The organism is Allobosea sp. P2_A10 (assembly GCF_056405115.1).
The window spans coordinates 134830-160431 of sequence record NZ_JBFUCS010000006.1 but is presented as its reverse complement, the minus strand read 5'-3'; the positions used below and the strand labels follow the sequence as shown (position 1 = coordinate 160431).

At 66.9% G+C, this 25602-nt stretch carries 24 protein-coding genes; 11 read left to right on the top strand and 13 right to left on the bottom strand.

What is annotated here, in order from left to right; genetic code table 11:
• Nucleotides 1-2: 2 nt before the first annotated feature.
• A complete protein-coding gene (locus AC1DZY_RS11135) occupies nucleotides 3-776 on the bottom strand; it encodes a ferredoxin--NADP reductase (RefSeq protein ID WP_476820179.1) in 774 nt (257 codons plus the stop codon).
• A gap of 649 nt (nucleotides 777-1425) precedes the next feature.
• Between AC1DZY_RS11135 and AC1DZY_RS11130 the strand changes: the two genes are divergently transcribed.
• Both AC1DZY_RS11130 and AC1DZY_RS11125 read left to right on the top strand, forming a co-directional pair.
• The gene (locus tag AC1DZY_RS11130) at nucleotides 1426-2652 is read left to right on the top strand and encodes an MFS transporter (protein ID WP_476820178.1); all 1227 of its coding nucleotides are present in this window, start codon (nucleotides 1426-1428) and stop codon (nucleotides 2650-2652) included.
• A gap of 175 nt (nucleotides 2653-2827) precedes the next feature.
• Entirely contained in the window at nucleotides 2828-4432 is a 1605-nt protein-coding gene (locus AC1DZY_RS11125) for an ABC transporter substrate-binding protein (protein ID WP_476820177.1), read from the top strand.
• A gap of 203 nt (nucleotides 4433-4635) precedes the next feature.
• Here the strand turns inward: AC1DZY_RS11125 and AC1DZY_RS11120 are convergent, their stop codons facing one another.
• Both AC1DZY_RS11120 and AC1DZY_RS11115 read right to left on the bottom strand, forming a co-directional pair.
• A complete protein-coding gene (locus AC1DZY_RS11120; protein ID WP_476820176.1) occupies nucleotides 4636-5424 on the bottom strand; it encodes an N-acyl homoserine lactonase family protein in 789 nt (262 codons plus the stop codon).
• 14 nt (nucleotides 5425-5438) lie between these two features.
• On the bottom strand, nucleotides 5439-6197 hold the full coding sequence (locus AC1DZY_RS11115; RefSeq protein ID WP_476820175.1) for an SDR family NAD(P)-dependent oxidoreductase: 759 nt from the start codon (nucleotides 6195-6197) through the stop codon (nucleotides 5439-5441).
• Nucleotides 6198-6376: 179 nt separating this feature from the next.
• On the opposite strand from AC1DZY_RS11115, the gene AC1DZY_RS11110 reads away from it, so the two are divergent.
• From AC1DZY_RS11110 to AC1DZY_RS11095, 4 genes are read left to right on the top strand one after another with little or no spacing between them, the layout of a single operon-like run.
• On the top strand, nucleotides 6377-7429 hold the full coding sequence (locus AC1DZY_RS11110; RefSeq protein WP_476820174.1) for a D-2-hydroxyacid dehydrogenase: 1053 nt from the start codon (nucleotides 6377-6379) through the stop codon (nucleotides 7427-7429).
• Nucleotides 7430-7488: 59 nt separating this feature from the next.
• On the top strand, nucleotides 7489-9132 hold the full coding sequence (locus AC1DZY_RS11105; protein ID WP_476820173.1) for an ABC transporter substrate-binding protein: 1644 nt from the start codon (nucleotides 7489-7491) through the stop codon (nucleotides 9130-9132).
• A gap of 43 nt (nucleotides 9133-9175) precedes the next feature.
• Entirely contained in the window at nucleotides 9176-10093 is a 918-nt protein-coding gene (locus AC1DZY_RS11100; protein ID WP_476820172.1) for an ABC transporter permease, read from the top strand.
• A gap of 31 nt (nucleotides 10094-10124) precedes the next feature.
• Nucleotides 10125-11000, top strand: a complete 876-nt coding sequence (locus tag AC1DZY_RS11095; protein WP_476820171.1) for an ABC transporter permease — start codon at nucleotides 10125-10127, stop codon at nucleotides 10998-11000.
• Nucleotides 11001-11017: 17 nt separating this feature from the next.
• Here AC1DZY_RS11095 and AC1DZY_RS11090 read toward each other — a convergent pair whose 3' ends face one another.
• Genes AC1DZY_RS11090 through AC1DZY_RS11080 form a run of 3 tightly spaced genes read right to left on the bottom strand, consistent with a single transcriptional unit; the run spans nucleotide 11018 to nucleotide 13039 of the window.
• Complete coding sequence (locus AC1DZY_RS11090; protein WP_476820170.1) at nucleotides 11018-12007, bottom strand: NAD(P)-dependent oxidoreductase; 990 nt, start codon at nucleotides 12005-12007, stop codon at nucleotides 11018-11020.
• Nucleotides 11952-12563: a thiamine pyrophosphate-dependent enzyme gene (locus tag AC1DZY_RS11085; protein ID WP_476820169.1), complete on the bottom strand. Its 612-nt coding sequence runs from the start codon at nucleotides 12561-12563 to the stop codon at nucleotides 11952-11954. Before AC1DZY_RS11085 ends, AC1DZY_RS11090 begins: the two co-directional genes overlap by 56 nt.
• Nucleotides 12563-13039, bottom strand: coding sequence for a phosphonopyruvate decarboxylase (locus AC1DZY_RS11080; RefSeq protein ID WP_476820296.1), 477 nt, complete (start codon nucleotides 13037-13039; stop codon nucleotides 12563-12565). Before AC1DZY_RS11080 ends, AC1DZY_RS11085 begins: the two co-directional genes overlap by 1 nt.
• Before the next feature lie 188 nt (nucleotides 13040-13227).
• Between AC1DZY_RS11080 and AC1DZY_RS11075 the strand changes: the two genes are divergently transcribed.
• A complete protein-coding gene (locus AC1DZY_RS11075) occupies nucleotides 13228-14172 on the top strand; it encodes a LysR substrate-binding domain-containing protein (RefSeq protein WP_476820168.1) in 945 nt (314 codons plus the stop codon).
• A gap of 63 nt (nucleotides 14173-14235) precedes the next feature.
• On the opposite strand, the gene nagA is transcribed toward AC1DZY_RS11075, so the two are convergent.
• On the bottom strand, nucleotides 14236-15417 hold the full coding sequence (gene nagA / locus AC1DZY_RS11070) for an N-acetylglucosamine-6-phosphate deacetylase (protein ID WP_476820167.1): 1182 nt from the start codon (nucleotides 15415-15417) through the stop codon (nucleotides 14236-14238).
• 135 nt (nucleotides 15418-15552) lie between these two features.
• On the opposite strand from nagA, the gene murA reads away from it, so the two are divergent.
• Both murA and AC1DZY_RS11060 read left to right on the top strand, forming a co-directional pair.
• Nucleotides 15553-16812: a UDP-N-acetylglucosamine 1-carboxyvinyltransferase gene (gene murA / locus AC1DZY_RS11065; protein WP_476820166.1), complete on the top strand. Its 1260-nt coding sequence runs from the start codon at nucleotides 15553-15555 to the stop codon at nucleotides 16810-16812.
• Between the two features lie 4 nt (nucleotides 16813-16816).
• Nucleotides 16817-17692, top strand: coding sequence for a glucosamine kinase nucleotide-binding domain-containing protein (locus AC1DZY_RS11060; protein ID WP_476820165.1), 876 nt, complete (start codon nucleotides 16817-16819; stop codon nucleotides 17690-17692).
• On the opposite strand, the gene AC1DZY_RS11055 is transcribed toward AC1DZY_RS11060, so the two are convergent.
• A complete protein-coding gene (locus AC1DZY_RS11055; RefSeq protein ID WP_476820164.1) occupies nucleotides 17664-18569 on the bottom strand; it encodes a DMT family transporter in 906 nt (301 codons plus the stop codon). The two genes, AC1DZY_RS11060 and AC1DZY_RS11055, sit on opposite strands and share 29 nt — an antisense overlap.
• A 128-nt stretch (nucleotides 18570-18697) precedes the next feature.
• Between AC1DZY_RS11055 and AC1DZY_RS11050 the strand changes: the two genes are divergently transcribed.
• Both AC1DZY_RS11050 and AC1DZY_RS11045 read left to right on the top strand, forming a co-directional pair.
• On the top strand, nucleotides 18698-19591 hold the full coding sequence (locus AC1DZY_RS11050; RefSeq protein WP_476820163.1) for an N-acetylmuramic acid 6-phosphate etherase: 894 nt from the start codon (nucleotides 18698-18700) through the stop codon (nucleotides 19589-19591).
• Nucleotides 19591-20331: a GntR family transcriptional regulator gene (locus AC1DZY_RS11045; RefSeq protein WP_476820162.1), complete on the top strand. Its 741-nt coding sequence runs from the start codon at nucleotides 19591-19593 to the stop codon at nucleotides 20329-20331. The genes AC1DZY_RS11050 and AC1DZY_RS11045 overlap by 1 nt, the downstream gene beginning before the upstream one ends.
• On the opposite strand, the gene AC1DZY_RS11040 is transcribed toward AC1DZY_RS11045, so the two are convergent.
• The 5 genes from AC1DZY_RS11040 to AC1DZY_RS11020 form a co-directional block, all read right to left on the bottom strand.
• A complete protein-coding gene (locus AC1DZY_RS11040; protein ID WP_476820161.1) occupies nucleotides 20292-20750 on the bottom strand; it encodes an N-acetyltransferase family protein in 459 nt (152 codons plus the stop codon). The two genes, AC1DZY_RS11045 and AC1DZY_RS11040, sit on opposite strands and share 40 nt — an antisense overlap.
• Complete coding sequence (locus AC1DZY_RS11035; protein ID WP_476820160.1) at nucleotides 20747-21556, bottom strand: ABC transporter permease; 810 nt, start codon at nucleotides 21554-21556, stop codon at nucleotides 20747-20749. The genes AC1DZY_RS11040 and AC1DZY_RS11035 overlap by 4 nt, the downstream gene beginning before the upstream one ends.
• Before the next feature lie 35 nt (nucleotides 21557-21591).
• Nucleotides 21592-22536 (bottom strand): ABC transporter permease, encoded by a 945-nt coding sequence (locus AC1DZY_RS11030; RefSeq protein ID WP_476820159.1) that lies wholly within the window; start codon nucleotides 22534-22536, stop codon nucleotides 21592-21594.
• Nucleotides 22537-22750: 214 nt separating this feature from the next.
• Complete coding sequence (locus AC1DZY_RS11025) at nucleotides 22751-24286, bottom strand: ABC transporter substrate-binding protein (RefSeq protein ID WP_476820158.1); 1536 nt, start codon at nucleotides 24284-24286, stop codon at nucleotides 22751-22753.
• 207 nt (nucleotides 24287-24493) lie between these two features.
• Nucleotides 24494-25597 (bottom strand): NAD(P)/FAD-dependent oxidoreductase, encoded by a 1104-nt coding sequence (locus tag AC1DZY_RS11020; protein ID WP_476820157.1) that lies wholly within the window; start codon nucleotides 25595-25597, stop codon nucleotides 24494-24496.
• Nucleotides 25598-25602: the final 5 nt, after the last annotated feature.

Here is a 25602-nt window from a genome sequence, read left to right as displayed (position 1 = left end):
CCTCAGCGATCGACGAAAGCGCGCTCGACGACATAGCTCGCGGCGCGGGCGTGGCTGCCCTCGCTGAAGCCGCCGGCTTCGAGCTGCTGCTTCATCTGCGCCAGCATGGCGGGGCTGCCGCAGAGCATGGCCCGGTCCTGCAGCGGATCGAGCGGGGCCAAGCCGAGCGAGGCGAACCAGTCCGGCGACGACCAGAGCTCCGTGATGCGGCCCTGATTGCGATAGGGCTCGCGCGTCACCGTCGGATGGTAGATCAGCTTGTCGGCGATCAGCTCGCCGAGCAGTTCGTCACACGGAAGCTCGTCGCGGATGAAGTCGCCATAGGCGAGCTCCGAGACCGTGCGGCAGCCATGCACGAGCACGACCTTCTCGAAGCGCTCATAGCTCGCGGGATCGCGGATGATGCTCATGAAGGGCGCAAGGCCGGTGCCGGTCGCGAGCAGATAGAGATTGCGGCCCGGCAGGAGATTATCCTGCACCAGCGTGCCCGTGGCCTTGCGGCCGATCAGGATTTCGTCACCCGGCCCGATGTTCTGGAGCCGCGAGGTCAGCGGCCCGTCGGCGACCTTGATGCTGAGGAATTCGAGTTCCTCCTCATAGTTGGGGCAAGCCATGCTGTAGGCCCGCAGCAGCGGCCGGCCGTCGAGCATCAGGCCGATCATGGTGAAATGACCGCTCTCGAAGCGGAAGGCCGGGTTGCGCGTCGTCCTGAAGCTGAACAGCGTCTCGTTCCAGTGATGCACCGAGACGACCGTCTCGACATGAAGATTGCTCATCGATAGTCCCTGCAAACCCTTGCCGTCCGGCCCGCTTCAGCCCACAGGCGACTCGACGCCGGCGGCAAACCAGGCGAGCCATTCGGAGGGGATGAAAGCCGGTTTGATGTCGTCCGGTCAGGCCGGCTCGGCGGCGCGTCCTGACGGCGCATGGCAGCCGGCTGCCTGAAGCGTGTCGCAGCCGAGCTAGCCCATGCCACGAGCGACGTCACGCAGGAAATCGCCTGTTTTGACGTATTCGAGACTGGGCCAGCCGAACGCGTGGCATGTTTAGCGATATTCCCGTCATCGCAATCCGACATGCACATCGAGAGGTCCAACCGACTTCAGGGCGTCGGCCGCTGCATGGCAGACCCGCTCTTCATGCGCGCCGAGCTAAGGCTGGGTGTCGTATCGGCCGGGCCCGCTTGCTGGAAATGCCTGCGTTTTCGGGCTGGATTGTAAAAGCAGGTCCGGTTTCGATGATCCCGTGAGAGCCAAGGGCAGCCGCACAGTGCTTCGCCGGCTGAAATTAGACCTTGGCGGGCCGGAACGACCGTTCTAGGTGATTTTGCATGACTGTCCTGGTCTGTCGTGCCGCATGTCCGCCGAAGCGAACCGCCGAATGGTTCGTGAGGGCCTGCCCGGCACCCGAACGAAGCGCGCGTCCATGAACATCAGCACTCCCGTCAGCGTCAGCCATCGCGCCGCCATGCCCGTGCTGATCGCGCTCAGTGCGACGCACCTGCTCAACGACATGATCCAGTCGCTGATCCCCGCGATCTACCCGATCATCAAGAGCGCCTATGGACTGGATTTCGGCCAGATCGGCCTGATCACGCTGACCTTCCAGATCACGGCCTCGCTGTTCCAGCCGCTGGTCGGTTCCTACACCGACAAGCACCCGATGCCGTATTCCATGGTCGTCGGCATGGGCTTTACGCTGGCGGGCCTGATCGGGCTCGCCTATGCCGGCAGCTATCCGACGCTGCTGATGTCGGCGGCCTGCGTCGGGCTCGGCTCCTCGATCTTCCACCCCGAAGCGACGCGCATGGCCCGCAACGCGTCTGGCGGGCAGCACGGTCTCGCGCAGGGCATCTTCCAGGTCGGCGGCCAGAGCGGCGGCGCGCTCGGACCGCTGCTCGCAGCGTTCATCATCGTGCCGCGCGGGCAGACCAGCCTCGCCTGGTTCTCGGCGGCCGCGCTGGTCGCGATGATGCTGATGACCTGGACCGCCGGACGCTATGCCCAGCTTCGGCGCGAGCAGGCCGCCATGCCTGTCGCCGCCAAGACCGTCGCCGCCGCGCATGCCTCGCTCCCCAAGGCCAACGTCGCGCTCGCCATCACGATCCTCGTCATCCTGCTGTTCTCGAAGAACGCCTATTCGCAGAGCTTCAGCTCGTTCTACACCTTCTATCTGATCGGCAAGTTCGGCGTGACGGTGCAGCAGTCGCAGGTGATGCTGTTCCTGTTCCTCGGCTCGTCGGCCGCGGGCGCGCTCGCCGGTGGCATCATGGGGGACAGGGTCGGCCGCAACAAGATCATCTGGTTCTCGATTCTGGGCGCGCTGCCCTTCACGCTGATGCTGCCCTTCGCCGATCTGTTCTGGACGGGCGTGCTGACCATCGTGATCAACCTGATCATGTCGAGCGCGTTCGCCGCCATCCTGATCTACGCAATGGAGCTCGTACCCGGCCGCATCGGGCTGATCGGCGGCCTGTTCTACGGGCTGTCCTTCGGTCTCGGCGGATTGGCGGCAGCCATCCTCGGCGAGGTCGCAGACCGGATCGGCATCGAGAACGTTTACCGGATCTGCGCCTTCCTGCCGGCGATCGGCCTGCTGGCCTGGTTCCTGCCCAAGATCAGCGAAGGCCGAAAGAAGCAGTCCGCAGCGTAGCTCCAGCCTGACGTTGCATACATTCGGCATACCCGTTGTGTCGGATTCGCCACTTCCACTGCCGCCGGCGATGAGCCACCTTGGTTCTTGAGGCTCCCGGGGCGAGCAAGCGCGCCCGTTGGCCCGAAAGCTATTCGCAGCCGATGACGGCTGCCGCCAGGGGGAGTGCGCGCCGATGTCGATCACCGGGACGATCAGGGGAATTTCACTGGCGCTGACGCTGCTCGGCGCCACGGCTCTGGGCGCGGGCGCGGCCTGCGCGCAGACGCTGACCATCGGGGTCCGGGCGGGACCGGAATCGATGGATCCCCATTTCACCGCGCTCGGCGTCCATGTCGAGGCGCTCAAGCACATCTTCGACACGCTGGTGCGCTCGGATGAGAAGCTGCAGGTCCAGCCCAGCCTGGCCGAATCCTGGAAAGCCATCGACAGCACCACCTGGGAGTTCAAGCTCCGTAAGGGCGTGAAATTTCATGACGGCTCGGACTTCACCGCCGAGGACGTGAAGTTTTCGGTCGAGCGCGTTCCCAATGTCACCGGTCCCAACCCGGCGACGCTCTACACGCGCCGCATCAAGGAGGTGAAGATCGTCGATCCCCACACCGTCCACCTGATCACGGACAGCGCCGCGCCGACGCTGCCCAACGACCTCGTGCGCTTTTTCGTGGTCTCGTCGAAGGCCGCGGCCGGCCTCAATCGCGAGAATTCGAACGAGACGTTCAACTCCGGCAAGGCCGCGATCGGCACCGGCCCCTACAAGCTGGTCTCGTGGACGCCGAAAGGCGACCTGACGCTCGATCGCTTCGACGGCTATTGGGGCGGTCCGCAGCCCTGGCAGCGCGTCGTGCGCAAGGAGATCGCCAACGACGCCGCCCGCGTGGCGCAATTGCGCGCCCGGCAGGTCGACATGATCTCGCGCGTCTCGGCGACCGATGTCGCAGCGCTCCAGAAGGACGCCAAGCTGTCGGTGCCGACGCAGGACACCATCTATGTCTTCCTGCTCGATTTCGACCTCCGAGAGAAGACCCCGCAGGTCAGCGCCAAGGACGGTTCGGCCCTGGCCGCGAACCCCTTCCGCGATCCGCGCGTCCGCGAGGCGATCGATCTCGCCATCGACCGCCGCCAGCTCAGCGAGATCTCGATGGACGGGATGGGCTCGCCCGCGACGCAGCTCGTGTCGCAGGGCATCTTCGGCTACAACGCCGAACTGCCGGAGGTGAAGCTCAATCTGGAGCGCTCGCGTCAGCTCCTGAAGGAAGCCGGCTATCCCGATGGCTTCAAGTTCACACTGAGCTTCACCGTCGACCGGCTGCCGGGCGACCGCGAGATCGGCACCACGCTCGTCCAGATGCTGGCCAAGGTCGGCATCGATGTCGTGCCCAACGGCGTGCCCGTTTCGATCCTGTTCTCGGCGCGCCCGCGCGGCGAGCTCTCGGCGACGATGGCCGGCTGGGGCACGATCACCGGCGAGGGCTTCTACACCTATTCGGCGATCGCCCATGCCAACGACGCAGCCAAGAAGCTCGGCCAGTTTAACTGGCGCGGCTATGTCAATCCGGAGGTCGACAAGCTGATCGACGATGCCGGCAGCGAGCTCGACAACGCCAAGCGCAGCGACCAGCTCAGCAAGGCCGCGGCCCTGTTCATGAAAGAACGCGTGACGCTGCCGTTGACCGTGATCAAATACGCCTGGGCAGTGTGGAAAGACCGCGCCGAGACGGTGCGCCTGCGCAGCGACGAGGAAACGCTGGCGATGGATATCGTGCCGGCGAAGAAGTGAGGCGCGGAGGGCTGAAGACCGGCCGCTTCATGACGGCAGACGCTCTTGCGCGGTTGCGGAAAACACGCCGTCATCCTGACCATAGCGAAGCGGAGCGCCGGGATCCATCGTAGGGCACCGTCATCGCCTTACGATGGATCCCGGATCTGCGCGGCTTCGCCGCTTGTTCGGGATGACGCAGCGTTTCCGAGCCTTGCTTCAAATCAATCGAGCCGGGCGACGATTCCCGTAGCCGCTTCGGAGGCGGCCGGAAAGCGTGTCATCACCTGCGGATCGTGCCCGGGCACGACGAGGCTGTCGTCGCTCGCCAACGCGCGCAGGCGCATGAAGCCGTCGAGCGTCGCGCCGACATTGTAGACCCACGGAAACGGGATGTTCCGCTCGAAGTTCTCGAAGAAATGCGTCGCGTCCGAGGCCAGCACGAGCCAGCCCTTGCGCGTCATCACACGCACGACCTGCTGGCCTTCGGTGTGCCCGCCGACGCGATGCAATGTGACGCCGGGCGCGACCTCGCCATCGCCCTGGTGATAGGCGACGCGACCATCGAACAGCTTTCGCACGGTCGCGGCGATATCCTCTGGATCATAGCCGCCGCGCAGCATGCCGTGGCACATGCTGGGCCCGGTGGCGTAGGCCATCTCGGCTGCCTGCAGATGGAAGCGGGCCTGCGGGAAAAGCTGCTGGTTGCCGCAATGATCGTAGTGCAGATGCGTCAGCACGACGTCGCGGACATTCTGCGGGTCGATGTCGAGCAGCTTCAGCCCCTCGCTCGGGCAGCGCAGGAATTCGCGGCCGCGTTTTTTCGCGACGACGGCGTCGAAGCCGGTGTCGACCACGATCGCACCGGACGGCCCCTTGATGACGAAGACGAAATAGTCGAACGGCATCGGCCCTTCATGGGCGTCGCCGCCGAGGAAATTCTCGGTTCGCTGGCGCGCCGCGTGATGGGCGAAGCGGACGGCGTAGACTTCGTGATGCGGCAGGTCGGTCATGGGTCTCGTATCCGTCAAGGGATCGTCAGGCCGCCATCGACGACGATGGTGGCTCCTGTGACGTAGGCCGCCTCGGCGCTGGCGAGATAGGCGACGGCGCCGGCGACATCGTCGGGCGTGCCGGCGCGACGCATCGGCACCGGCGCGAGCTTGCGGGCGCGGAACTCGGGATCGGCCAGCATGTGGCGGTTGATATCGGTCTCGATCGTGCCCGGCGCGACGAGGTTGACCGTGATCGCGTGCGCGGCGAGTTCGAGCGCCATGGCGCGCGCCAGCATCATGACGCCGCCCTTGGTCGCGACGTAATGGGCGATGTCGGGATTGGCGTGGGCCTGGTTGACCGAGGAGACCATGACGATGCGGCCGCCCTGCCCCTGCTCGATCATGATCTTCGCCGCCTCCTGCGCGCAGGCGAAATAGCCGTGCAGGTTGACGGCGTGGATCGAAGCCCAGTCCTCGTCGGTGATCTCGAGGAAGGCCTTGCGCTGGATTTTCGCGGCATTGCAGACGAGGATGCCGAGGCCGCCCAGCCCGTCGCGGGCCTGCCGCAGCGCGGCGCGGGCKGCGGCGGCGTCGCCCATATCGGCATGCACCAGCACGGTCTTGCGGCCCATGCCCGAGATCGTCGCCGCCAGTTCCTCGGCTTTCTCACGGCTGCGATACCAGTGCAGGGCGACATCGGCGCCGGCGGCGGCCAGTGCGAGCGCGACGCCGCGCCCGATGCCGTCACTGTCGGCGCCGGTGACGAGGGCTGTTTTCGATGCAAGAGCCACGGCCTGTCCTGTCTGATTTTGCGTCGTGAGACGGTTTGGCAAGCGCCGCCGGCAAGGTCAACGCATGGCCGCTCCCCGCCCCGAGAGTCCGGCACTCTGTATACGCAGCTTATACAAGAATTGTCCCATTTGGCACGATCTCCACTTTTCCGGGATCGTGGTCCGTGATTTGATGCCGCGTGCAGCGCCATGTCATCGTCATCACCTCCCCGCTCGAGCCTGAGCATGTCGAGCGCATCCGCGCTGTGGCGGGCGCGCAGGCCGAGGTCGTCTATGATCGCGATCTGATGCCCGCGACGCGCTATGTCGCCGACCACAAGGGCGTGCCGGATTTCAGGCGCGACGCGGCACAGGACGCGCGCTGGCGCGAGCATCTGGCCCGGGCCACGATCCTGTTCGATTTTCCCGCCGGCCCCGTTGCGGATGGCGGCGGCCTGGCGCTCGCGCCGCGGGTCGGCTGGGTGCAGACCACGAGTTCCGGCGTCGGCCAGATGGTCCGTGATTACGGGCTCGTCGGCAGCGATGTGCTGGTGACGACCGCGCGAGGCGTTCATGCAGCCCCGCTGGCGGAATTCGCGATGATGGCGCTGCTGCTGCACGTCAAGCAGCATGGCTGGCTTCAAGCCGAGCAGCGGGCGCATCGCTGGACCCGCTATTGCGGCGAAGGTCTCGCCGATAAAACCCTGCTGGTGGTCGGTGCCGGCAGGGTCGGGGCCGAAACCGGCCGGTTGGCGCGCGCCTTCGGCATGAAGGTTCTGGCCGTGGTGCGCCGCCCCTCCGACGAACGCCGCGCCGAACTCCATGCCGACGCCGTCTTCGGACTCGACGCCCTGGCCGAGGTGGTCGGCCGCGCAGATGCGATCGTGCTGGCGGCTCCCCACACCCCGGCCACGGAGGGCATCGTCAGCGCCGCCGTGATCGGGCGGATGAAGCCCGGCGTCGCCTTCGTCAACATCGCGCGCGGGCAACTCGTCGACGAGGAGGCGCTGATCGCTTCGCTGCGGTCAGGGCATATCGGATTCGCTGCGCTCGACGTCGCCCGGATCGAGCCGCTGCCCGATGCCTCGCCGCTCTGGGATCTGCCGAACGTGCTGATCTCGCCGCACTCGGCCAGCACGATCGCGGCAGAGAACGGCGCGATCACCGAGATCTTCTGCCACAACATCCCGCTGTACCTCGCGGGAAACCGGGCCGCCATGACGAACATCCTCGACAAGGCGCAGATGTACTGAGCGCCTTCGATACGGCAAATTTTTCAGGACCGAGACACAAAGCCCGCAGGAGAGACGAGATGCTGTCGAGATTGAGAGCCCTGCTTGGACCCATCGCGCTGGCCGCGAGCCTGTCCTGCGGCATCGCCTCCGCGCAGGAGCCCGCGCCGCAATATGGCGGGCAACTGGTCTATGCCCAGTCGGGCGAGAAATTCACCCTGTTCATGGGGCGCAACACCGACCAGGGCGCGCAGGATGTCTGGCTGCACGCCTGCGAGACGCTCGTCGACATGAACGAGAAAAACGAGATCATGCCGCTGCTGGCCAAGAGCTGGAACGTCTCACCCGACAAGCTGAAGGTGACCTTCAAGCTGCAGGAGGGCGTGAAGTTCCATGACGGCACGCCGTTCAACGCGGAGGCTGCGGCCTTCGTGTTCAACGAGGCCAAGGCCAAGAAATTCATCTATATCTCGCTGCTTCAGGGCTTCGAGAACGCGACCGCCGATTCCGAATACGAGATGAGTTTCCATCTCTCGGCGCCGTTCGCCGCGCTTTTACCCAATCTCGGCTACCGGCCGCTCTGCATCTTCAGCCCGACCGCCTACAAGGCGATGGGCGAAGCGGGCCTTGCGACGCAGATCGTCGGCACCGGGCCGTTCGTGCACACCAAATACGTCAAGGGCGAATACACGCTGTTTGAGAAGAACAAGGACTACTGGCAGAAGGGCAAGCCCTATTTCGACAGCGTCAAGATCGTCATCGTGCCGGATGCGGGGACGCGCACGGCCATGCTGGAGCGCGGCGAGGTCGACCGCACGGTCCAGCTCGGCGACCTCGAACTGACGCGGCTCGAGCGCAACAAGGCGATCCAGGTCAGGACGGTGCCGAGCACGCGGCAGTTCTACGTGGTGCTCAACCACCTGGTCGCACCGATGAACGACGTGAAGTTCCGCAAGGCGCTGAACCACGCCATCGACAAGGCCGGCATCGTCGAAAGCGTCTTCGCCGGACGCGGCGCGGCGCTGATGAAGGCGCCGACCATGACCGAAGGCGTGGTCGGCTTCGCCGACATGCGCGCGCCCGGCGAGGACACGATCTTTCCTTACGACGTCGCCAAGGCCAAGGCGTTGCTGAAGGAAGCCGGCTACGAGATGAGCGGCGGCGCGCTCAGGGACGCCAGCGGCAAAGCCCTGCGGCTGAAGCTGTGGACACCGCGCGGCTCGACCAAGGGCGACTACCAGACCGCCCAATTGATCCAGACCTTCCTGACCCAGCTCGGCATCGGCGTCGACATGACCGTGATGGAGAGCGCGGCCTTCAGCGCGGCGATGAACCAGGCCCCCGACAATGCCAAATACGACATGGCGCTGCTGTCATGGGGCGTGCCCACCGCCGATCCCGACGAGCCGATGATGTATTTCACCCATACCAAGGCGTGGAAGCCGGCCGGCGCCAACCGCATGTTCTTCTCGGACAAAGAGATCGACCGCCTCGCCGACCTCGCCCATGCCGAGACCGACGAGGCCAAACGCAAGGATTATGTCAAACAGTGGATGGCGCGGCTGCTCGAAACCGCCCCGGTGATCTATCTGCCGACGCTCAATCTCGGCCTCGCCGGGCGGACCTATCTCAAGGGCGACCGCATCCTGGCCGTCGACAACTATCCCGCCCATTTCGCCTGGTTCGACAAGGCGGAGATGGAACGGCAGGGCGTGAAGCGGTGAGTGCGGCGCCCTCCGCAGCGGTCAGGCGCAAGGTCCACCGACCTTGCTGAAACTGATCATCGGGCGGGTGGGCTTCATCGTCCTGGCGGGCATGCTTCTGCTGAGTTTCCTGTTCGCGCTGTTCCACATCATACCCGGCGACCCCGCCGTGCTGCTGGCCGGCGACAACGCGCCCAAGGAGGTCGTCGACGGCATCCGCAAGGCCTATGGCTTCGACCGGCCGCTGCCGGTGCAATACGCCACCTATATCGGCAATGTGCTGCTCGGCGATTTCGGGGTGTCGAACTACAACCGCCAGCCGGTGCTCGGCATCGTACTGGTACGGGTTCTGAACACCGCTCAGCTCGCCTGCCTGGCGATGCTGTTTGCCGTCGTCGTCAGCCTGACGCTCGGCTCGCTTTCGGCGGCGTTCTGGGGCCATCCGCTCGACAAGGCCGTGACGCTGGGCTCGCTTGTCGGCATCTGCCTGCCGGTCTTCGTTACCGGCATCGCCGCGATCTATCTCTTCGGCGTCCATCTCGAATGGCTGCCGATCGGCGGCATGGCGTCATGGTGGAACTACATCCTGCCGGTGGTGACGCTGGGCGCCTATCAGGCGGCGATCTTCACCCGCATGGTGCGCTCCTGCATGATCGAGGCGCTGGGGCGCGAGTTCATCGTCACCGCCCGCGCCAAGGGCGTGCCGGAATGGCGGATCATCCTGACCCACGCCATGCCCAACGCCTTCCTGCCGATCATCACGCTGTTCGGGCTCGGCTTCGGGCACACGCTGGGTGGCTCGGTGGTGATCGAATCGATCTTTAACTGGCCCGGTCTCGGGCGACTGATGGTCGAATCCGTGCTGACCCGCGACCTGCCGATCATCCAGGCCTCGATCTTCATGTTCGCGATCATCTTCATCACGCTGAATCTGGTCGTGGACCTTCTCTACACCTGGTTCGACCCGCGCATTTCCCTCTGAACCGCCAGAATCGCCGGAGCAGCAGACGCCGATGGACTTCCTCAGGAGCTTCGCGCGCGACCGCGTCGGCCTCGCCTTCGCCGTCATCCTGGCGGCGCTGATGCTGGTGGCGCTGAGCGCGCAGTGGATCACGCCGAGCGACCCCTACGCGATCAGCCTGCGGCAGGGCATGAAGCCGCCGTCATGGTCGAACTGGCTCGGCACCGACCAGTTCGGCCGGGACGTGCTCTCGCGCGTGATCCTGGCGACGCAGGTGACGACGCGGATCGCCTTGTCGTCGATCCTGTTCGCAGTCGTGGCCGGCGTGCCGCTGGGCATGTTCGTCGGCTATCATGGCGGCCGGCTGGAAGCGCTGGTGCTGCGCATGACCGACATCATGCTGGTCTTCCCGATCATCCTGCTGGCGATCGTCATCGTCGTCATCGCCGGCCCCTCCGAAAACGGCGTGATCATCGCGCTGGGCCTGTCGCAGGTGCCGCAATTCATCCGCATCGCCCGCGGCGTCACGCTGGCCGCCAAGGAAGAGCTTTATGTCGAGGCTGCGATCGCTGCCGGCGCGCGCTGGCCGCGCATCCTGCGCGCGCATATCTGGCCCAACATCTCCGCCCCGATCATCGTGCAGGCGACGCTGACCCTGCCGGTCTTCGTGCTGAACACGGCGGCGCTGAGCTATCTCGGGCTCGGCGTCCAGCCGCCGACGCCGGAATGGGGCCAGATGCTGAACGAGGCGAAGGAGGTCATCACCAGCGCGCCCTATCTCATCATCGGGCCGTCGCTGGCGCTGTTCCTGTTCGTGCTCTCGGCCAACCTCGTCGGCGACGCGCTGCAGGAGACGCTGAACCCCAAGCTCAAGGGGCGCCGCCGGAGCATGACGGGGAGCGCCGACGCGGCCAGAACAGGCGGTTGACGCGACCGGCGCCTGGGTCAGCCCTTCAGGCGCGGCTTTTCGATGCCGGCCGACTGGCAGAGCGCGTCGACCATCGCCGAGAAATCCTGACCGCCGAAGCCGCTGGCGCGCGCGGCGCTGAAGGCTTCGCGCGCGGCGGCCGCCATCGGCATCGGCACCCTGGCGGCATTGGCCGCCTCCATGATCAGGCTCAGATCCTTGTGGGCGAGATCGATGGTGAATCCCGGCGCGACATCGCCCTTGAGCACCTTGGCCGGCCAGGCAATCTTGAGCTGGCCGTTGATCGCGGTGGTGCCGTAGATCACCTCCAGCGTCGTCTCCAGATCGAGCCCGAAACGCTGCGACAGGGCCAGGGCCTCGGCGTTCATCTGGCAGGACGAGACGGCCAAGTAGTTGTTGACGAGCTTGGTGCGCGTGCCCGCGCCGACCGGGCCGCAATGATGCACCGTGCTGCCCATCGCCTCCAGCAACGGCCGGACGCGCTCGAAATCGGCGGGCGAGCCGCCGACCATGAACAGGGATTCGCCGCGATCGGCATGGGAGGCGAGCCGGCCGACCGGCGCATCGACGAAGGCGATGCCCTTCGCCGCGGCTTTTGCCGCCAGTGCGTCGGTGGTCAGCGGATCGACAGTGCTCATGTCCATGATCAGGCTGCCGGGCTTCGCATTGTCGAGGACGCCGCCGGGACCTGCCACGACCTGCTGAACGATCGCGGAATTGGGCAGCATGGTGACGATCAAGCCGGCCGTGGCCGCGACCTCCGCGACCGATTCGGCGCCGTGCGACTGCAGCAGTTCCAGTTCCGCGACGGCCTCGCGATCGATGTCGTGGACAACGAGGCGGAAGCCCTTCCGGCACAAATTCGAGGCCATCGGCCGGCCCATGCGGCCGAGCCCGACAAAACCGATCGTATCCATGGTCGTTCCTCGCGTTTTTGTTGTGTGCGCCGGCCTAGCCCTGCGGCAGCCCCAGATGAGCACGGAAACGGTTCTTGATGTAGACCGCATCGCGCGAGGGCAACGAACGGGGCGGGTTTTCCGCCGCGACCTTGATGACGAAAAGACGTGGCCCCTGCGCCGCGCCGGTCAGCGTTGCACACAGCGCCTCTACCTGCGCCATGTCGCTCAGCGTCCGGGCCTCGGCGAAGCCGCAGACCTCGGCGACCTTCGCCAGATCGATGCCGCGCCCGGTATGGCTCGCCTGCATCCCGGTCTCGCCGAAATGCTGGTTGTCGATCACCACGATGTCGAGGTTGCGCGGTTTGGCGACCGCGATGGTGGCGAGGCTGCCGAAGGCCATGAGCTGCTCGCCGTCGCCGGTGATGACCAGCACGCGCTTCGACCCTTGCGCCTGCGCCAGACCCAGCCCGACGAGCGCCGCCCCGCCCATCGCGCCCCAGAGATAGTAATTGGCGTCATGGTCGCCGGCGGCGTGGACGTCATAGGTCGCCGAGCCAAGCCCGGTGACGACGAGGACGTCGTCACGCTGCTTCAGGAGTGCAGCGACCACGTCGCGCCGCGCCATCGTGCCGGGCCTGCTGCTGTCGGAACGGGTCATCGCCATCACCACTTCTTCTTGCCGAGCAGGCGCTGGCCGATCAGCACCGCGATCTGCTGGTCGGCGTCATAGGCCAGCGCTGCCGCCGCCTCGACCGTCTCGACCAGATCCTGCGCGGTATCGGCGCGCATCACGCGGATGCCGACCGCCTCGAGCGCGGCCTGCGTGCCGCGCCCCATCGGCATCTGCCAGGGATTGAACTCGGCCCATTCGCCGCGCATCGTCACCAGCATCAGCAGCGGCAGGCGCGCGATCACCGGCAGCGACAGCATATTGATGCAGTTGCCGACGCCGCTCGACTGCATCAGCAGGACGGTGCGCTGGCCACCGAGCCAGGCCCCCGCCGCGATGGCGACGCCCTCCTCCTCGGTGGTGAGGACGTTGGTGTTCACCTCCGCATCGGCCTGGAACAGTCTGATCAGGGCGCTATGGCCGGCATCGGGCACGAAGGCCATCTGGCGGACATCGGCCGCCTTCAGAATGGCATAGAGCCGGGCTGGCCAGCCGCTGACCGCGGCGGCGGCTGCCTCCGCATCGGCGGCATTGGAGACTGCGGTCTGGCCCACGACGATCCTCCGATCGAATTCGACTATGGGCTGATGCTAGTCTTTTTGCAGCTATAGATCAGCGATCCTTTTTTGTGATCAGCTATGCTGCTAGGTTATCGGCGATGGAACTCTCGCAGCTGCGCACCCTGATTCACGTCGCCGAGCTCGGCAGCCTCAGCAAGGCGGCCGATCGGATGAACATCGCCCAGCCCGCGCTGAGCCGGCAGGTGCGGCTGCTGGAAGACGAACTCGGCATCGCCCTGTTCACCCGCCATGGCCGCGGCATGGTGTTGACCGAGCACGGCCGCGAGGTGCTGAAGCGCGCGACGCGCGTCATGGCGGAACTGGACGAGATCCGCGCCAGCGCTTCCGACACCGGCGCCCAGCTATCGGGCCAGATCGCGATCGGCCTGCCGCCGACGGTCGCCGACATCATCTCGGTGCCGCTCGTCGCCGCCTTCGGCAAAGCCCACCCAAAAGCTGTGTTGCGGCTGGTCAGCGCCTATACCGGCTATCTGCTCGACTGGCTGCATCGCGGCGAGATCGATGTCGCTATCCTCTACGATCCGCGCCCGGCGCGCTCGATGCGATCCCTGCCGCTGTTGCTTGAGAACCTGTTCCTGATCGGCCCGCCCGAGGCCGGTTTCTCCACGGTCAGGGCGCTGCCGTTCCGCGAACTCCAGGGCAAGCGCCTGCTGTTGCCGAGCGTCCGGCACGGCCTTCGCACCATCGTCGAGCGTTGCGCGGCCGAGGCCGGCATCGCGCTCGATGTCGCGCTCGAAGCCGATTCCTACGCGACGCTGAAGGACCTCGTCCGGCATGGCCACGGCTGGACGATCCTGCCGCTGGCGCCGATCCACGCCGATATCGCTACCGGCAGCCTGACCGGCGCGCCTCTGATCGACCCCGCGCCGACGCGCCGGCTGATCCTGTCCTATCCCGCCGACCGCCCGGCCTCTCGCCTGACGCTTTTTGCCGGCGAGGCAATCTCCGAAATCATCACAGACCATGTCGAGCGTGGCATCTGGGTTGGGCAATTGCTCGCAGCCGAACGCTCAAAACGATAACGAAATTCGATATCTGAGCAGCTTTGTATTCCACCCATAATTGAGCAGGCCGAAGCGGGGTTGTCACCCATTGGCTGGCGGTGTCGCACTCTCAGTGCTGACCCGCCCACCGATCCAGGTCGCGACGACGACGCTGTCGTCGAAGGCGACGAGGTCGGCGCGGTAGCCGGCGGCCACCCGGCCGAGTTCGTCGCCCAGGCCAAGGAACGCAGCCGGCGTCCGCGACGCCATGACGAGTGCGTCCTCCAGCGTCACTCCGAGGACGGCGACCGCATTGTGGACGGCCTCGATCATGGTCAGGTGTGCGCCGGCGAGCGTGCCCGCTTCGTCGGTGAGGCGGCCGTCCTTCAAAGCAATGCGGCGGCCATGCAGCAGGAACTGTGACGCCTGCGCGCCGACAAGCGACATCGCATCGGTGACGAGCATCAGCCGGTCGCGCCTCTTGGCGCGGAAGGCCGCGCGCAGGTTGACCGGATCGACGTGAAGTCCGTCGCAGATGATGCCGGCGTACAGCCTGTCATCGGCCAGCGTCGCGCCGACGAGCCCCGGCGCGCGCGGCGTCATTTGCGACATCGCGTTGAAGAGGTGCGTCACGCCGGTCGCGCCATGGCCGATGGCGGCTTCGACCTCTGCGGCGGTCGCATCGCTATGGCCGAGCGCGAGACGAAATCCGGCATCGGACAAAGCCTGCAGCACCTCCGCTCCGAGTTGCTCGGGCGCGAGCGTGATCAGCGAACGGCCACAGCGGGCCAGTTTCATCAGCGCATCGAGATCCGACGACGTCGGCAGGCGGATATGCGCGGCGGGATGGATGCCCTTGCGGGCGGGACTGAGGAACGGCCCCTCGATATGGAAGCCGAGCACGCCGGGGATGGCGAGCGCTTCGTCGGCGATGGCGGCGAGCGCGGCGAGTTTTTCGGGCGCATCGGTGATCAGCGTCGGCAGCAGCCCGGTCGTGCCGAAGCGACGATGCGCAGCGGCGATCGCGCCGATCGCCGCGACCGAGGGCGCATCGTTCAACAGCACGCCGCCGCCACCATTGACCTGAAGATCGATGAAGCCGGGCGCGAGCACGCTGCCGGGCGGCAGCTTCGTCACGGGCAGGCCGGCCGAAGCGCTGCCGGCCTCGTGAAGCGCGACGATGCGGCCCTGCGCGACCTCGACCATGCAGGGGCCGCGCAGGCCCTCTCCGTCAAAGAGCTGCGGTGCCCCGATCAGGAAATGGTCTTGCGCGGAGGGGAGCAAAGCGCGATCCAAGGGCGGCCTTGTGCGTTGACGCGGGCGCTGCCCGTCGGCGAAGACAGTGCCCACACGCATGCCTGTGGTCGCACCTTGACAATACCAGTATGACACCATTTAGGTCGTCACAAGAGGGTATGGATGGATCGGCTTCGGATCATCGGCGGCAGGCGCCTCGAAGGCGCGGTCACCATCAGCGGCGCCAAGAATGCGAGCCTGCCCCAGATTGCGGCCGCCCTTCTGAGCGAACAGCCGCTGCGGCTCGACAACCTCCCCGCGGTCAGCGACATCGACAATATGCTGGCTGTCGTGGCGGCTCATGGCGCCGTGGTGACGCGGCACGACCCACACTCCGCAACGATCGATGCCGGCCAAGCCAATGCCGGTGAGACGCCCTACGACACCGTCCGGCGAATGCGCGCGACCGTGCTGGTGCTAGGGCCGCTGCTGGCGCGCTTCGGGCGGGCGCGGGTCTCGCTGCCGGGCGGCTGCGCCATCGGCGCGCGCCCGGTCGATCTCCACGTCAAGGCGCTGGCGGCTCTGGGCGCGCAGATCGAGATCGAAGGCGGGATGATCATCGCCGACGCCGGCACGGGCCTGCGCGGCGCGCGCATCGTGCTCGGCTCGCCATCGGTCGGCGCGACGGAGACCGCGATGATGGCCGCGACCCGGGCGAAGGGCGAGACCGAGATCATCAACGCCGCACGCGAGCCGGAAGTGGCCGATCTCGCCGAAGCGCTGGTCGCCATGGGCGCGCGGATCGAGGGCGCGGGCACTCACCGGATTCTCGTGCAGGGCGACACGGTCTTCCGAGCGGCCCGGCACCACATCATCCCGGACCGGATCGAGGCCGGCACCTATGCGATCGCGGCCGCCATCACCGGCGGACAGCTCGAGCTCACCCATGCGCGACTGGAGCAGATGGCCTCGGTCGCGCAGGTCCTGGAAAGCGTCGGCGTCAGGATCTGGCCGGGCGACCGCGGCCTGATCGTCGCGGGCGGCGGCCCGTTGAAGGGCGTCGACATCACGACCGAGCCCTATCCCGGCTTTCCGACCGATCTGCAGGCGCAGTTCATGGCGCTGATGACGCAGATCGAGGGCGCGGCGCTGATCCGCGAGACGGTGTTCGAGAACCGCTTCATGCATGTGCCGGAATTGCAGCGGCTCGGCGGCAACATCACGCTGCAGGCGACCTCAGCGCTGGTTCGCGGCGGCGGCCCACTCCGGGGCGCGCAGGTGATGGCGACGGATCTGCGGGCCTCGGTCTGCCTCGTGCTGGCGGCGCTGGTCGCCGATGGCGAGACGATCATCAACCGCGTCTACCATCTCGACCGGGGCTATGAGCAACTCGACCTGAAGCTCCGGCGCTGCGGGGCCGACATCACCCGGCTGAAGGACTAGCGCCGTGCCGGGACGCGAGCGCTATCTGCTGGGCGTCGATGGCGGCGGCACGGGCTGCCGCGCCCGCATCGAGACGGAAACCGGCGAGGTGCTCGGCCAGGGTTTGTCGGGGCCTGCGACGACGCGGCTCGGCATCGACAAGGCCTGGGCCTCGGTGATGACCGCGATCGAGGCCGCCTTGCTGGAGGCGGGTCTCGGACCAGACGCGCAAGGCGCGATCCGGGCCGGCATCGGGCTCGCCGGCATCGGCCGCAAGGGCGCGCTGGAGGCCCTGCAAGCCCTGCCGCACCCGTTTTCCGGCATTGCCTTTATCAGCGACGGGCTCGCGGCCTGCCTCGGCTCGCATTCCGGGCAGGACGGCGCGATCGTCATCGCCGGGACCGGCTCGATCGGGATCGGGCGTATCGAGGGACGCGATCTTCGCGTCGGCGGCTATGGCTTTCCGATCTCGGACGAGGGCAGCGGCGCGGATCTCGGCCTGCAGGCGGTCAGGCTGGCGCTGCGGGCGCATGACGGGCGCGTCGAGACGACGGCGCTGCTGGCTGAGGTGATGCAGCGCTTCCAGAACGACCCGGCCGAGGCCGTCGCCTGGATGGATGGCGCGAGCGCGACCGATTACGCCACCTTCGCGCCGCTGGTGATGCGCCATGCCAACCAGGGCGATGCCGCAGGCCGCCGCATCGTCCAGAGCGCGGCCGAGCAGGTCGACGGGCTGGTGCGGGCGCTGTTCGGGCAGGGCGCGTCGCGTGTGACGCTGCTGGGTGGGCTTTCGAGCGCGATCACGCCGTGGCTTTCGCCCGATGTCCGCCACCGGCTCAAGCCGGCCGATGGCGACGCGGTCTCGGGCGCGATCATTCTGGCGAGGACGACGCTGCCTTAGCTTCCGGCTTCGGCGCGCGACTGCGGCTGACGATCAGGCAGCCCGCGATGATCAGACCGGCGCCGAGCCAGATCGAGACCGGCGGCGTCTCGCGGAAGAAGACCAAGCCGAGCGCCGCCGCCCAGAGCAGCCCGGTATATTCGACGACGCTGAAACGGGCCGCGCTGATATGCTTCAGGCCGCCGGCGAAAGCGAGATAGCCGGCCGAGCCGAGCGCGCCCAGCAGCAGGAAGACCAGCCCGTCGTGGGGCGAGGGCCAGACGAACTGCACGGCCATGACCGGCGTCAGCATCAGCGCGACCAGCGCCGCCTGGACGGTGACGATGACCGTCACCGGCTCGCTCGCCGTCTGCGCTCTGAGCAGCACGATGCTGAGCGCATAGGTGACCGGCGAAAGCAGCGCACACGTCAGCGCCAGCGGCGGATAGGACGCATTGGACGCGGCGCCGCCCGCGCCGAAGACGATCACCAGCATGCCGAGGAAGCCCGTCGCGATGGCCCCGGCCGTGGCGGCGCCGACCGGCTCCTTCAGGAACAGCGCGGCAAACAGCGCCGTGAAGATCGGCGAGGTGAAGGACAGCGCGAAGACATCCGCCAGCGGCAGATGGCCAAGCGCATAGAAGAAACTCGACGTCGTCACCACCATCAGCAGGGCGCGACCGGCATGGGCCTTCAGGCGGTCGCGACGGGGCCAGTCCTGACGCAGCGCCAGCACACCCGCGCCGATGATCACGGCCGTCACGGCAAAGCGCATGAAGACGATCTGGAAGGTCGGATAGCCGCCCGACAGTTGCTTCACCAGCGCGTCCATGCCGGTCAGCAGCGCCATGCCCAGGCAGGCGGAGAGGAAGGGAAACCGGGCGATCAGAGCTGGCATGGCGGCGCGACCGGGGGTGTCGGAATGGATTGGCGATTGCGGTTTCCAGAGCTAATTGGTATCTCCTGATGCGTCAAAGGCATTTAACTGGTATTCTTGTAACTGGTATCCCTGCGAGTGCCCCGCCCATGGCGACCGAAGACGTCGATCCCCGCTTTACAGACCTCGACGCCTGGCCTTTCGCCAGCGCCATGGAGGCGATGTGGGACGGGCAGATGTCGGCGGTGGCCGCCGTGCGCGCCGCGCTGCCGGCTCTGACGGCGGCGGCCGCAGCCGCAGCCGAGGTGCTCGGCGAGACCGGCAGGCTGATCTATGTCGGGGCTGGAACCTCGGGCCGCGTCGCGGTGCAGGACGGGGCGGAACTGCCGCCGACATTCGATTGGCCTCTGGAACGCATCGTCTTCGCGATGGCAGGCGGGCGCGGCGCGCTGATCTCCAGCGTCGAGGGCGCGGAGGACGACGCCGCCGATGGCATCAGCCAGATCGAGGGCGCGGGAACGGGGGCGGCCGACGTGGTCATCGGCGTCGCGGCGAGCGGCACGACACCCTTCACGGTCGCGGCCGTCGCGCGCGCGACCGAGCTCGGCGCGGTCACGATCGGCATCGCCAACAATGCCGGCGCGCCGCTGCTGGCGGCGGCGCGCTTCCCGGTGCTGATCGAGACCGGGAGCGAACTCATCGCCGGCTCGACCCGGATGAAGGCCGGCACCGCACAGAAGGTCGTGCTCAACCTGATCTCGACCGGGATCATGCTGAAGCTCGGCCGGGTCTATCGCGGCATGATGGTCAATATGCGCACCGCCAATGTGAAGCTGAAGCTGCGCGCCGAGCGGATGGTGGCGCGGATCGCCGGCTGCGATCTCGACGAGGCGGCGGCCGCGCTCCAGACGACGCATGGCGACATCAAGCTCGCAACGCTGGTCGTGCTGGGCTACAGCCCGGAGATGGCGGCGGCGATCCTGTCGCGCAGCGGCGGCAATCTCAGGGTGGCGCTGTCGGAACTGGCGGACGGGGCCTTTTGATGCTGCGCATCACCCGCGGCCAGCTGAGCGAGACGAGCCCGACGCCGCTCTATCTGCAACTCGCCGACATCATCCGCACGCAGGTCGGCGATGGCGAGATCAGGACCGGCGACGCCCTGCCCTCGGAACGGGAGCTGTCGGAGGCGATCGGGATTTCGCGCGTCACCGTGCGCAAATCGCTGGATGTCCTGCTGCGCGAGGGGCTGCTCTCGCGCAGGCACGGCTCGGGCACCTATATCGCGCCACGCATCGAGCAGCCGGCCGCGCTGCTGGCCGGGTTCTCGGCCGATATGGCCATCCGAGGGCACGCCGCCGGCTCGATCTGGGTCGAGAAGGCGACCGGCCTGCCGACCCCCGACGAGGCCATGGCGCTGGCGCTCTCGCTCGACCAGCCGGTGCATCGCCTGACCCGCGTGCGCACCGCCGACGACGAGCCGCTGGCGATCGAGCGCGCAGTCATCCCGGCGCATCATTTGCCCTCGCTCGACGAGGTCGGCGTCTCGCTTTATGCCGCGCTCGATGCGCGCGGAGCGAAGCCCGTGCGGGGGCTGCAACGGCTGCAGGCTTCGCTGGCGACCGCGCCCGAGGCGAAGCTGCTCTCGGTTCCCGTCGGCGCGGCGATCCTGCGGATCGAGCGGCGCGGCTTCCTGCCCAACGGCACGCCGGTCGAGTTCACCCGCTCGGCCTATCGCGGCGACCGCTATGATTTCGTCGTCGAGGTGCGCGAGCCGCGCTCGTAGCGCAAGAAATCGCAGCTGACACCAGCGAAAAGGCGGGCATATTCCGCCGCGACGCGCCAGCCGGCCCGCTCGTAGAAGCGCCGCGCCGCCAGGTTGAGCGCGAAGGTCTCCAGCGAGCGCGCGCCCCGCGCCTGCGCATCTTCGAGCAAGTCCTGGCCGACGCCCCTGCCCTGCGCGGCGCGATCCACGAAGAACATGTCGATATGGCCGTCGCTGACCAGCGCGAAACCCTGCGGCGCGACGTCTGCGACGATACGGACGCGCGACCATGTGTCGGCGAAGCGCTTGCGGAAATGCGTTTCGTCGAAACCCGACCAGTCGCAGGCCGGCAGCAGCGGCATGAAGACGGCGCGGTAATTGTCGAGCGCGACAGCCGCCAGCCATGGGATATCATCGGGCGCGGCGTCCCGGCAGATCACCGCTCGCCCCGCAGACGCGGATCGAGCGTATCGCGCAGAACATCCCCGAGCAGGTTCAGCGCGAACGCCAGGATCAGGATCGCGACGCCCGAGAAGATCGCGCTCCAGGGCGAAAGCAGGAGAAAGTTGCGACCTTCCGACAGCATGGTGCCGAGCGAGGGCGCGGGCGGCTGCGTGCCCAGCCCGAGGAAGGACAGCGACGCCTCGACAAGGATCGCCGCCGAAAGCAGCAGGCTGGTCTGGACCAGCACGACGCTCGCCAGATTGGGCAGCATGTACCTGAAGATGATGCGAACGTCGGACGCACCGACCGAGCGGGCATGTACGACATAATCGCTCTCGGCCACGACCAGCGCCGGCCCGCGCAGCAGCCGGGCGAAGATCGGCGTGTAGACCACAGCGATGGCGATCGCGGTCGGGCCCGCACCCGGCCCGAGCATGGCGATGACGCCGATCGCGAGCAGGATCACCGGAAAGGCGAAGAATACGTCCATGCAGCGCATGATGATGCGCTCGATCCAGCCGCGATAATACGCCGCCGCCAGCCCGAGCGAGCCGCCCAGCACGAGCGCGACGGCGACCGCCGAGGCGGAGATGCCAAGCGAGGCGCGCAGGCCGTGGATGACGCGCGAGAGCAGGTCGCGGCCGAACTGGTCGGTGCCGAGCCAGTGCTCGGCGCTCGGCCCCTTCAGCCGAGCGAGGATGCTCTGCTCGAGCGGGTCATAGGGCGCAACCAACGGCGCGAACACAGCCAGCAGTACGAGCGCGACTACGGCGCCGGTCGCAACGACGAGCAGTTTTGGCATGCGGCCGGGCCCGCGGCATTCGACCGTCCCCGCGCTCACAGGCGCACCCGAGGGTCGATCACCGCATAGAGCAGGTCGACGGCAAAGTTCACCAGCACGAAGGCGAAGGTAATCACCAGGATGGTCGCCTGCACCAGCGGATAATTGCGCTCGGCGATGGCGCCGAGAATCAGCCGGCCGAGGCCGGGAATGGCGAAGACCTGCTCGACGACGATCGCCCCGCCGAGCAGATAGCCGGTCATGATACCCGCGCTGGTGACGAAGGGAATAAGTGCGTTGCGCAAGGCGTGGCTGAACAGGATGCGCCCCTCGGAAACGCCCTTGGCGCGAGCGGTGCGGACATAGTCCTGCTGGAGCGCATCGAGCATGGCCGAGCGGACGAGCCTTGCGAGATTGGCCAGGATCGGCAGGGCGAGCGCGATCGCCGGCAGGATCAGCCGGGCAAGATTGCCGAGCGGATCCTCGTCGAAAGGGACATAGCCGAGCATCTGCAGGTCCGGCGCAAGCGTCGTCAGAGCCAGCACCATCATGATGCCGAGCCAGAAGGACGGGATGGTCAGGCCGGCGATCGAGCCGATCTGGAGGCCGATATCCCAGCCCTTGCCGCGCAGATGCGCCATCAGCACGCCCAGCGGCAGCGAGAGCCCGGCACCGATTAGCAGCGACATCACAGTGAGTTGGAGCGTTGGCCAGACATGGCCGGCGATTTCGGCGGCGACCGGCCGCCGCGTCCAGAGCGAGACGCCGAGATCGCCCTTCAGCACGCCGCCGAGCCAGGCGAGATACTGGCTCAGGATCGGCTGGTCGAGGCCGATGCGGGCGCGCAGTTCCGTCACGCGCTCCGGCGTCACCTCGGTGTTGGCCCCGAGCATGATCGCCACCGCATCGCCGGGGATCAGCCTGATCATCAGGAAGGTCAGGACGGAGACGCCAAACAGCACGATGGCGAGGTCGACGAGGCGGGTGCGCACGAAGCTCATGGGCGAGGCTCGCACATGGCTCAGGAAACGCTCATCGTCATCCCGGGCAAGCGCAGCGCAGACCCGGGATCCATTCCTGAGCCGTTCCGGAATGGATCCCGGCTCGGCGCCGCTACGCGGCTTGTCCGGGACGACGACGTGGTTCCGAGAGAACTCACGAGGCTATGGCGCAAAGCCAGACAGTCGTTGCGCACGAAATTGCGCAACCAGTGCCTCACTTCGCCTGTGCCGTCGTGGCGAGCGTGAAGAGCGAGCGGTTGGCGACGATGTCGAAGCCGCTGACATTGCCGCGCGTCGCGGTGAAGAGCTGGCCATAGGTCATGAAGGCGGCAGGCCCGTCGCAGCTCAGCAGCGACTGGACGCCGGCATAGGACGCCTTGCGCTTGGCCTGATCAGCCTCGATGCGGGCGCTGTCGAGCAGCTTGTCGATCTCGGGGTTGGAGTATTTGAAGACATTGGTCGAACCCGCCGTGCGGAAGGTGCGGTAGAAATAATCGTCGGGATCGACCGAGCCGGCATTGGTCGAAACGAAGGCGTCGAAATTCGAGTTGCGCCAGTCCTGCACGAACTGGCCGAGCTCGGGAATCTTGAGCTCCGCCTTGAAGCCGGCCTTGTTGAGCTGGGCCTGCACCGCCTGCGCGATGTCGCGGATGTCCTGCCGGGGCAGCACCAGCAGCGTCACCGCGACGGGAGCTGCGACGCCGGCCGCCTTGAGCAATTCCTGCGCCTTGGCGGCGGATGGCGTGAAACAGGGGAACGACTTGACGTCGACGGCCCAGTCCTTGAGCGCCGGCGACAGCGGCCCGCCGGGCACGCCCGCGCCGAACAGAGCGGCCTGGACGATTTCCTGCCGGTTCAGCGCATAGTTCAGCGCTTCGCGCACCTTGGGGTTGTCGAAGGGCGGCTTCGAGACGTTCATGCCGACCAGCGTGTAGGCGAGCTCCAGCGTCTCGGCGATCCTGACGTTGGGCTTGCCCTTGAGCTGGAGCGCGGTGGCGGCGTCTATATTGGGCAGCATGGCGTATTGCCCGCTGGAAATGCCGACCTGACGCGTCGCCGATTCTGGAATGATGTTGAACTTCACGCCGTCGAGTTTCGGCAGGCCCTTGTTCCAGTAGCCGGCATGCTTCTCCAGCTCGATGAAGCCATTGGGCTGCCATTCCTTGAACTTGAACGGGCCGGTGCCGACCGGCTGGCGCTGGAGGCCGTCCTTGCTGGCCTCAAAGGCGCGCGGCACGATCGCGATCCCGGCAAGCGCCGTCAGGAAGGGGGCGGAGGGCTCCTTCAGTGTCACCTCAATGGTTGCGGCATCGACGGCGCTGGCCTTCTCCATTGCGGCGAGGCGGCTCGCCAGCGGCGAGGCGATGTCCTTCGACAGCACGCGGTTGAGACTGGCGACGACATCGGCCGCCTCGACCGGCTTGCCGTCATGAAAGGTAGCGCCCGCGACGAGCTTGAAGACATAGCTCTTGCCGTCCGATGACATCGTCCAGGACTGCGCCAGCGCCGGCACGACGCGCAGATCCTTGTCGATATTGGTCAACCCCTCATAGATCGTGCCGTTGACGATCTGGAACGAGTTGAAGGCCGTGATGATGTGCGGGTCGAGCCCGGCGGGCGATCCATCGACCGCCGCCTGCAGAACCTGGGCTTGCGCCGTCCCGGGCAGGCCTAAGGTTGCGCCCAAGCCCGCGCCAAGACCCAGCATCAGTGCGACCACCGCCACGCCGGCCTTGAGGGAACGTGTCATCTCTCAATCTCCCGTCGCGGCGTCGGGCGGGTTGAGAGCGCCTCGAACGCGGATGACCGCCCCGGCGGCATACCGAGTGGTCTTATCCGACGCTAGCCCTCTAGAATACCAATTGCAAGGCAAGCGCCGACGGGGATTTTGCGACAGGACGCGCCGGCTCACAACCGCAATCGCCGCGGAAATGCAAATCAGGCGGATCGGCGGCGTTCAGTACCCCGCCGCCCAATGCGCGAGATCGGCCGCACTCTCCTCGCCCGCGAACATGCCGAGAATGCGCTCGCCGAGCAAAGGGCCGAACTTGAACATCTGGCCGTCGCAATTGGTCACGACGAGACCGCGACCGGTCTGTTCGACCCTGAAGCGATGCGAGGCGTCGAGGACGTAGTAGCCAACCTGGATGCGCGTCGGGCGATAGGCGTCGAAATCACGCAAATAGGGCTTGAAGGCCCCCAGGATGGCGCGGCTCTCGCTCTCCAGATCGGAGCCGAAGCCTTCCGTCTCCGGGCGCGCCGGGCGGCGATGGGCGGAATAGCCGATCTTGAGGCCCGCGCCGCGTCGGTCTGGCAACGTATAGCCGGTATGGTCGCCCAGCGCCGCGATGGCCGGCGCATCACACCATGACTGCGCGTACTGCGCGGGCGGCTCGACATAGCAGAGCCCCTGCCGATAGACGGCCGCATCGCCATGACGATCCGGCAGCAAGGTCGGCAGCCATGCTCCGGCCGCGACCAGAAGGAGATCGCCCGCGATTTGCGAGCCGTCGACCCGCGTCGCGACGCCAGCCTCCAGATTAACGCTGGCGACGCAACAGTCATGCTCGATGACACCGCCATGGGCGCTAACCCATTTCGCCAACTCCGTGACGATACGGCTGGCGAAGAGCGGCCCACCCGGGAAGGAGACGAGGCCCCAGGCCTGCCCGGGCAGGGTCAGATGCGGGCAGAGCGCCTCGATGCCGCTGCGATCCAGCACCTCATGGGGCAGGCCGACCGACCTGAAGGTTTCGAGCGTCTTGTGAGTGTAGTCGCCGGGCTCCAGCGAGATCGCGATAGCGCCGGTGTTCTCGAAATGCACGGTTCCGAGATCGGACCAGAGCCGGTCCCAGGCGGCGAAGGCTTGGGTGACCATGCGGGTGTAGCCGGCCGCCGCGCCATAGGGGTACCGGATCATGCGGTGATTATCGAACGAGGCGGCCTGCGGATTGGGAGCCGATCCCTGTTCGAGAACCACGACCTTATGGCCGCGCTGGAGGGCGGCGCGGGCCACTGACAAACCGACGATGCCGGCTCCGACGATGACGATGCGGCTCATGACGG

What these genes read in the sequence shown, in the direction of transcription:
- AC1DZY_RS11135 (WP_476820179.1), bottom strand. Translation starts at nt 776, where the DNA reads ATGAGCAATCTTCATGTCGAGACGGTCGTCTCGGTGCATCACTGGAAC.
- AC1DZY_RS11130 (WP_476820178.1), top strand. Translation starts at nt 1,426, where the DNA reads ATGAACATCAGCACTCCCGTCAGCGTCAGCCATCGCGCCGCCATGCCC.
- AC1DZY_RS11125 (WP_476820177.1), top strand. Translation starts at nt 2,828, where the DNA reads ATGTCGATCACCGGGACGATCAGGGGAATTTCACTGGCGCTGACGCTG.
- AC1DZY_RS11120 (WP_476820176.1), bottom strand. Translation starts at nt 5,424, where the DNA reads ATGACCGACCTGCCGCATCACGAAGTCTACGCCGTCCGCTTCGCCCAT.
- AC1DZY_RS11105 (WP_476820173.1), top strand. Translation starts at nt 7,489, where the DNA reads ATGCTGTCGAGATTGAGAGCCCTGCTTGGACCCATCGCGCTGGCCGCG.
- AC1DZY_RS11095 (WP_476820171.1), top strand. Translation starts at nt 10,125, where the DNA reads ATGGACTTCCTCAGGAGCTTCGCGCGCGACCGCGTCGGCCTCGCCTTC.
- AC1DZY_RS11090 (WP_476820170.1), bottom strand. Translation starts at nt 12,007, where the DNA reads ATGCGGTCTACATCAAGAACCGTTTCCGTGCTCATCTGGGGCTGCCGC.
- AC1DZY_RS11085 (WP_476820169.1), bottom strand. Translation starts at nt 12,563, where the DNA reads ATGGCGATGACCCGTTCCGACAGCAGCAGGCCCGGCACGATGGCGCGG.
- AC1DZY_RS11075 (WP_476820168.1), top strand. Translation starts at nt 13,228, where the DNA reads ATGGAACTCTCGCAGCTGCGCACCCTGATTCACGTCGCCGAGCTCGGC.
- murA (WP_476820166.1), top strand. Translation starts at nt 15,553, where the DNA reads ATGGATCGGCTTCGGATCATCGGCGGCAGGCGCCTCGAAGGCGCGGTC.
- AC1DZY_RS11055 (WP_476820164.1), bottom strand. Translation starts at nt 18,569, where the DNA reads ATGCCAGCTCTGATCGCCCGGTTTCCCTTCCTCTCCGCCTGCCTGGGC.
- AC1DZY_RS11050 (WP_476820163.1), top strand. Translation starts at nt 18,698, where the DNA reads ATGGCGACCGAAGACGTCGATCCCCGCTTTACAGACCTCGACGCCTGG.
- AC1DZY_RS11045 (WP_476820162.1), top strand. Translation starts at nt 19,591, where the DNA reads ATGCTGCGCATCACCCGCGGCCAGCTGAGCGAGACGAGCCCGACGCCG.
- AC1DZY_RS11035 (WP_476820160.1), bottom strand. Translation starts at nt 21,556, where the DNA reads ATGCCAAAACTGCTCGTCGTTGCGACCGGCGCCGTAGTCGCGCTCGTA.
- AC1DZY_RS11030 (WP_476820159.1), bottom strand. Translation starts at nt 22,536, where the DNA reads ATGAGCTTCGTGCGCACCCGCCTCGTCGACCTCGCCATCGTGCTGTTT.
- AC1DZY_RS11025 (WP_476820158.1), bottom strand. Translation starts at nt 24,286, where the DNA reads ATGACACGTTCCCTCAAGGCCGGCGTGGCGGTGGTCGCACTGATGCTG.
- AC1DZY_RS11020 (WP_476820157.1), bottom strand. Translation starts at nt 25,597, where the DNA reads ATGAGCCGCATCGTCATCGTCGGAGCCGGCATCGTCGGTTTGTCAGTG.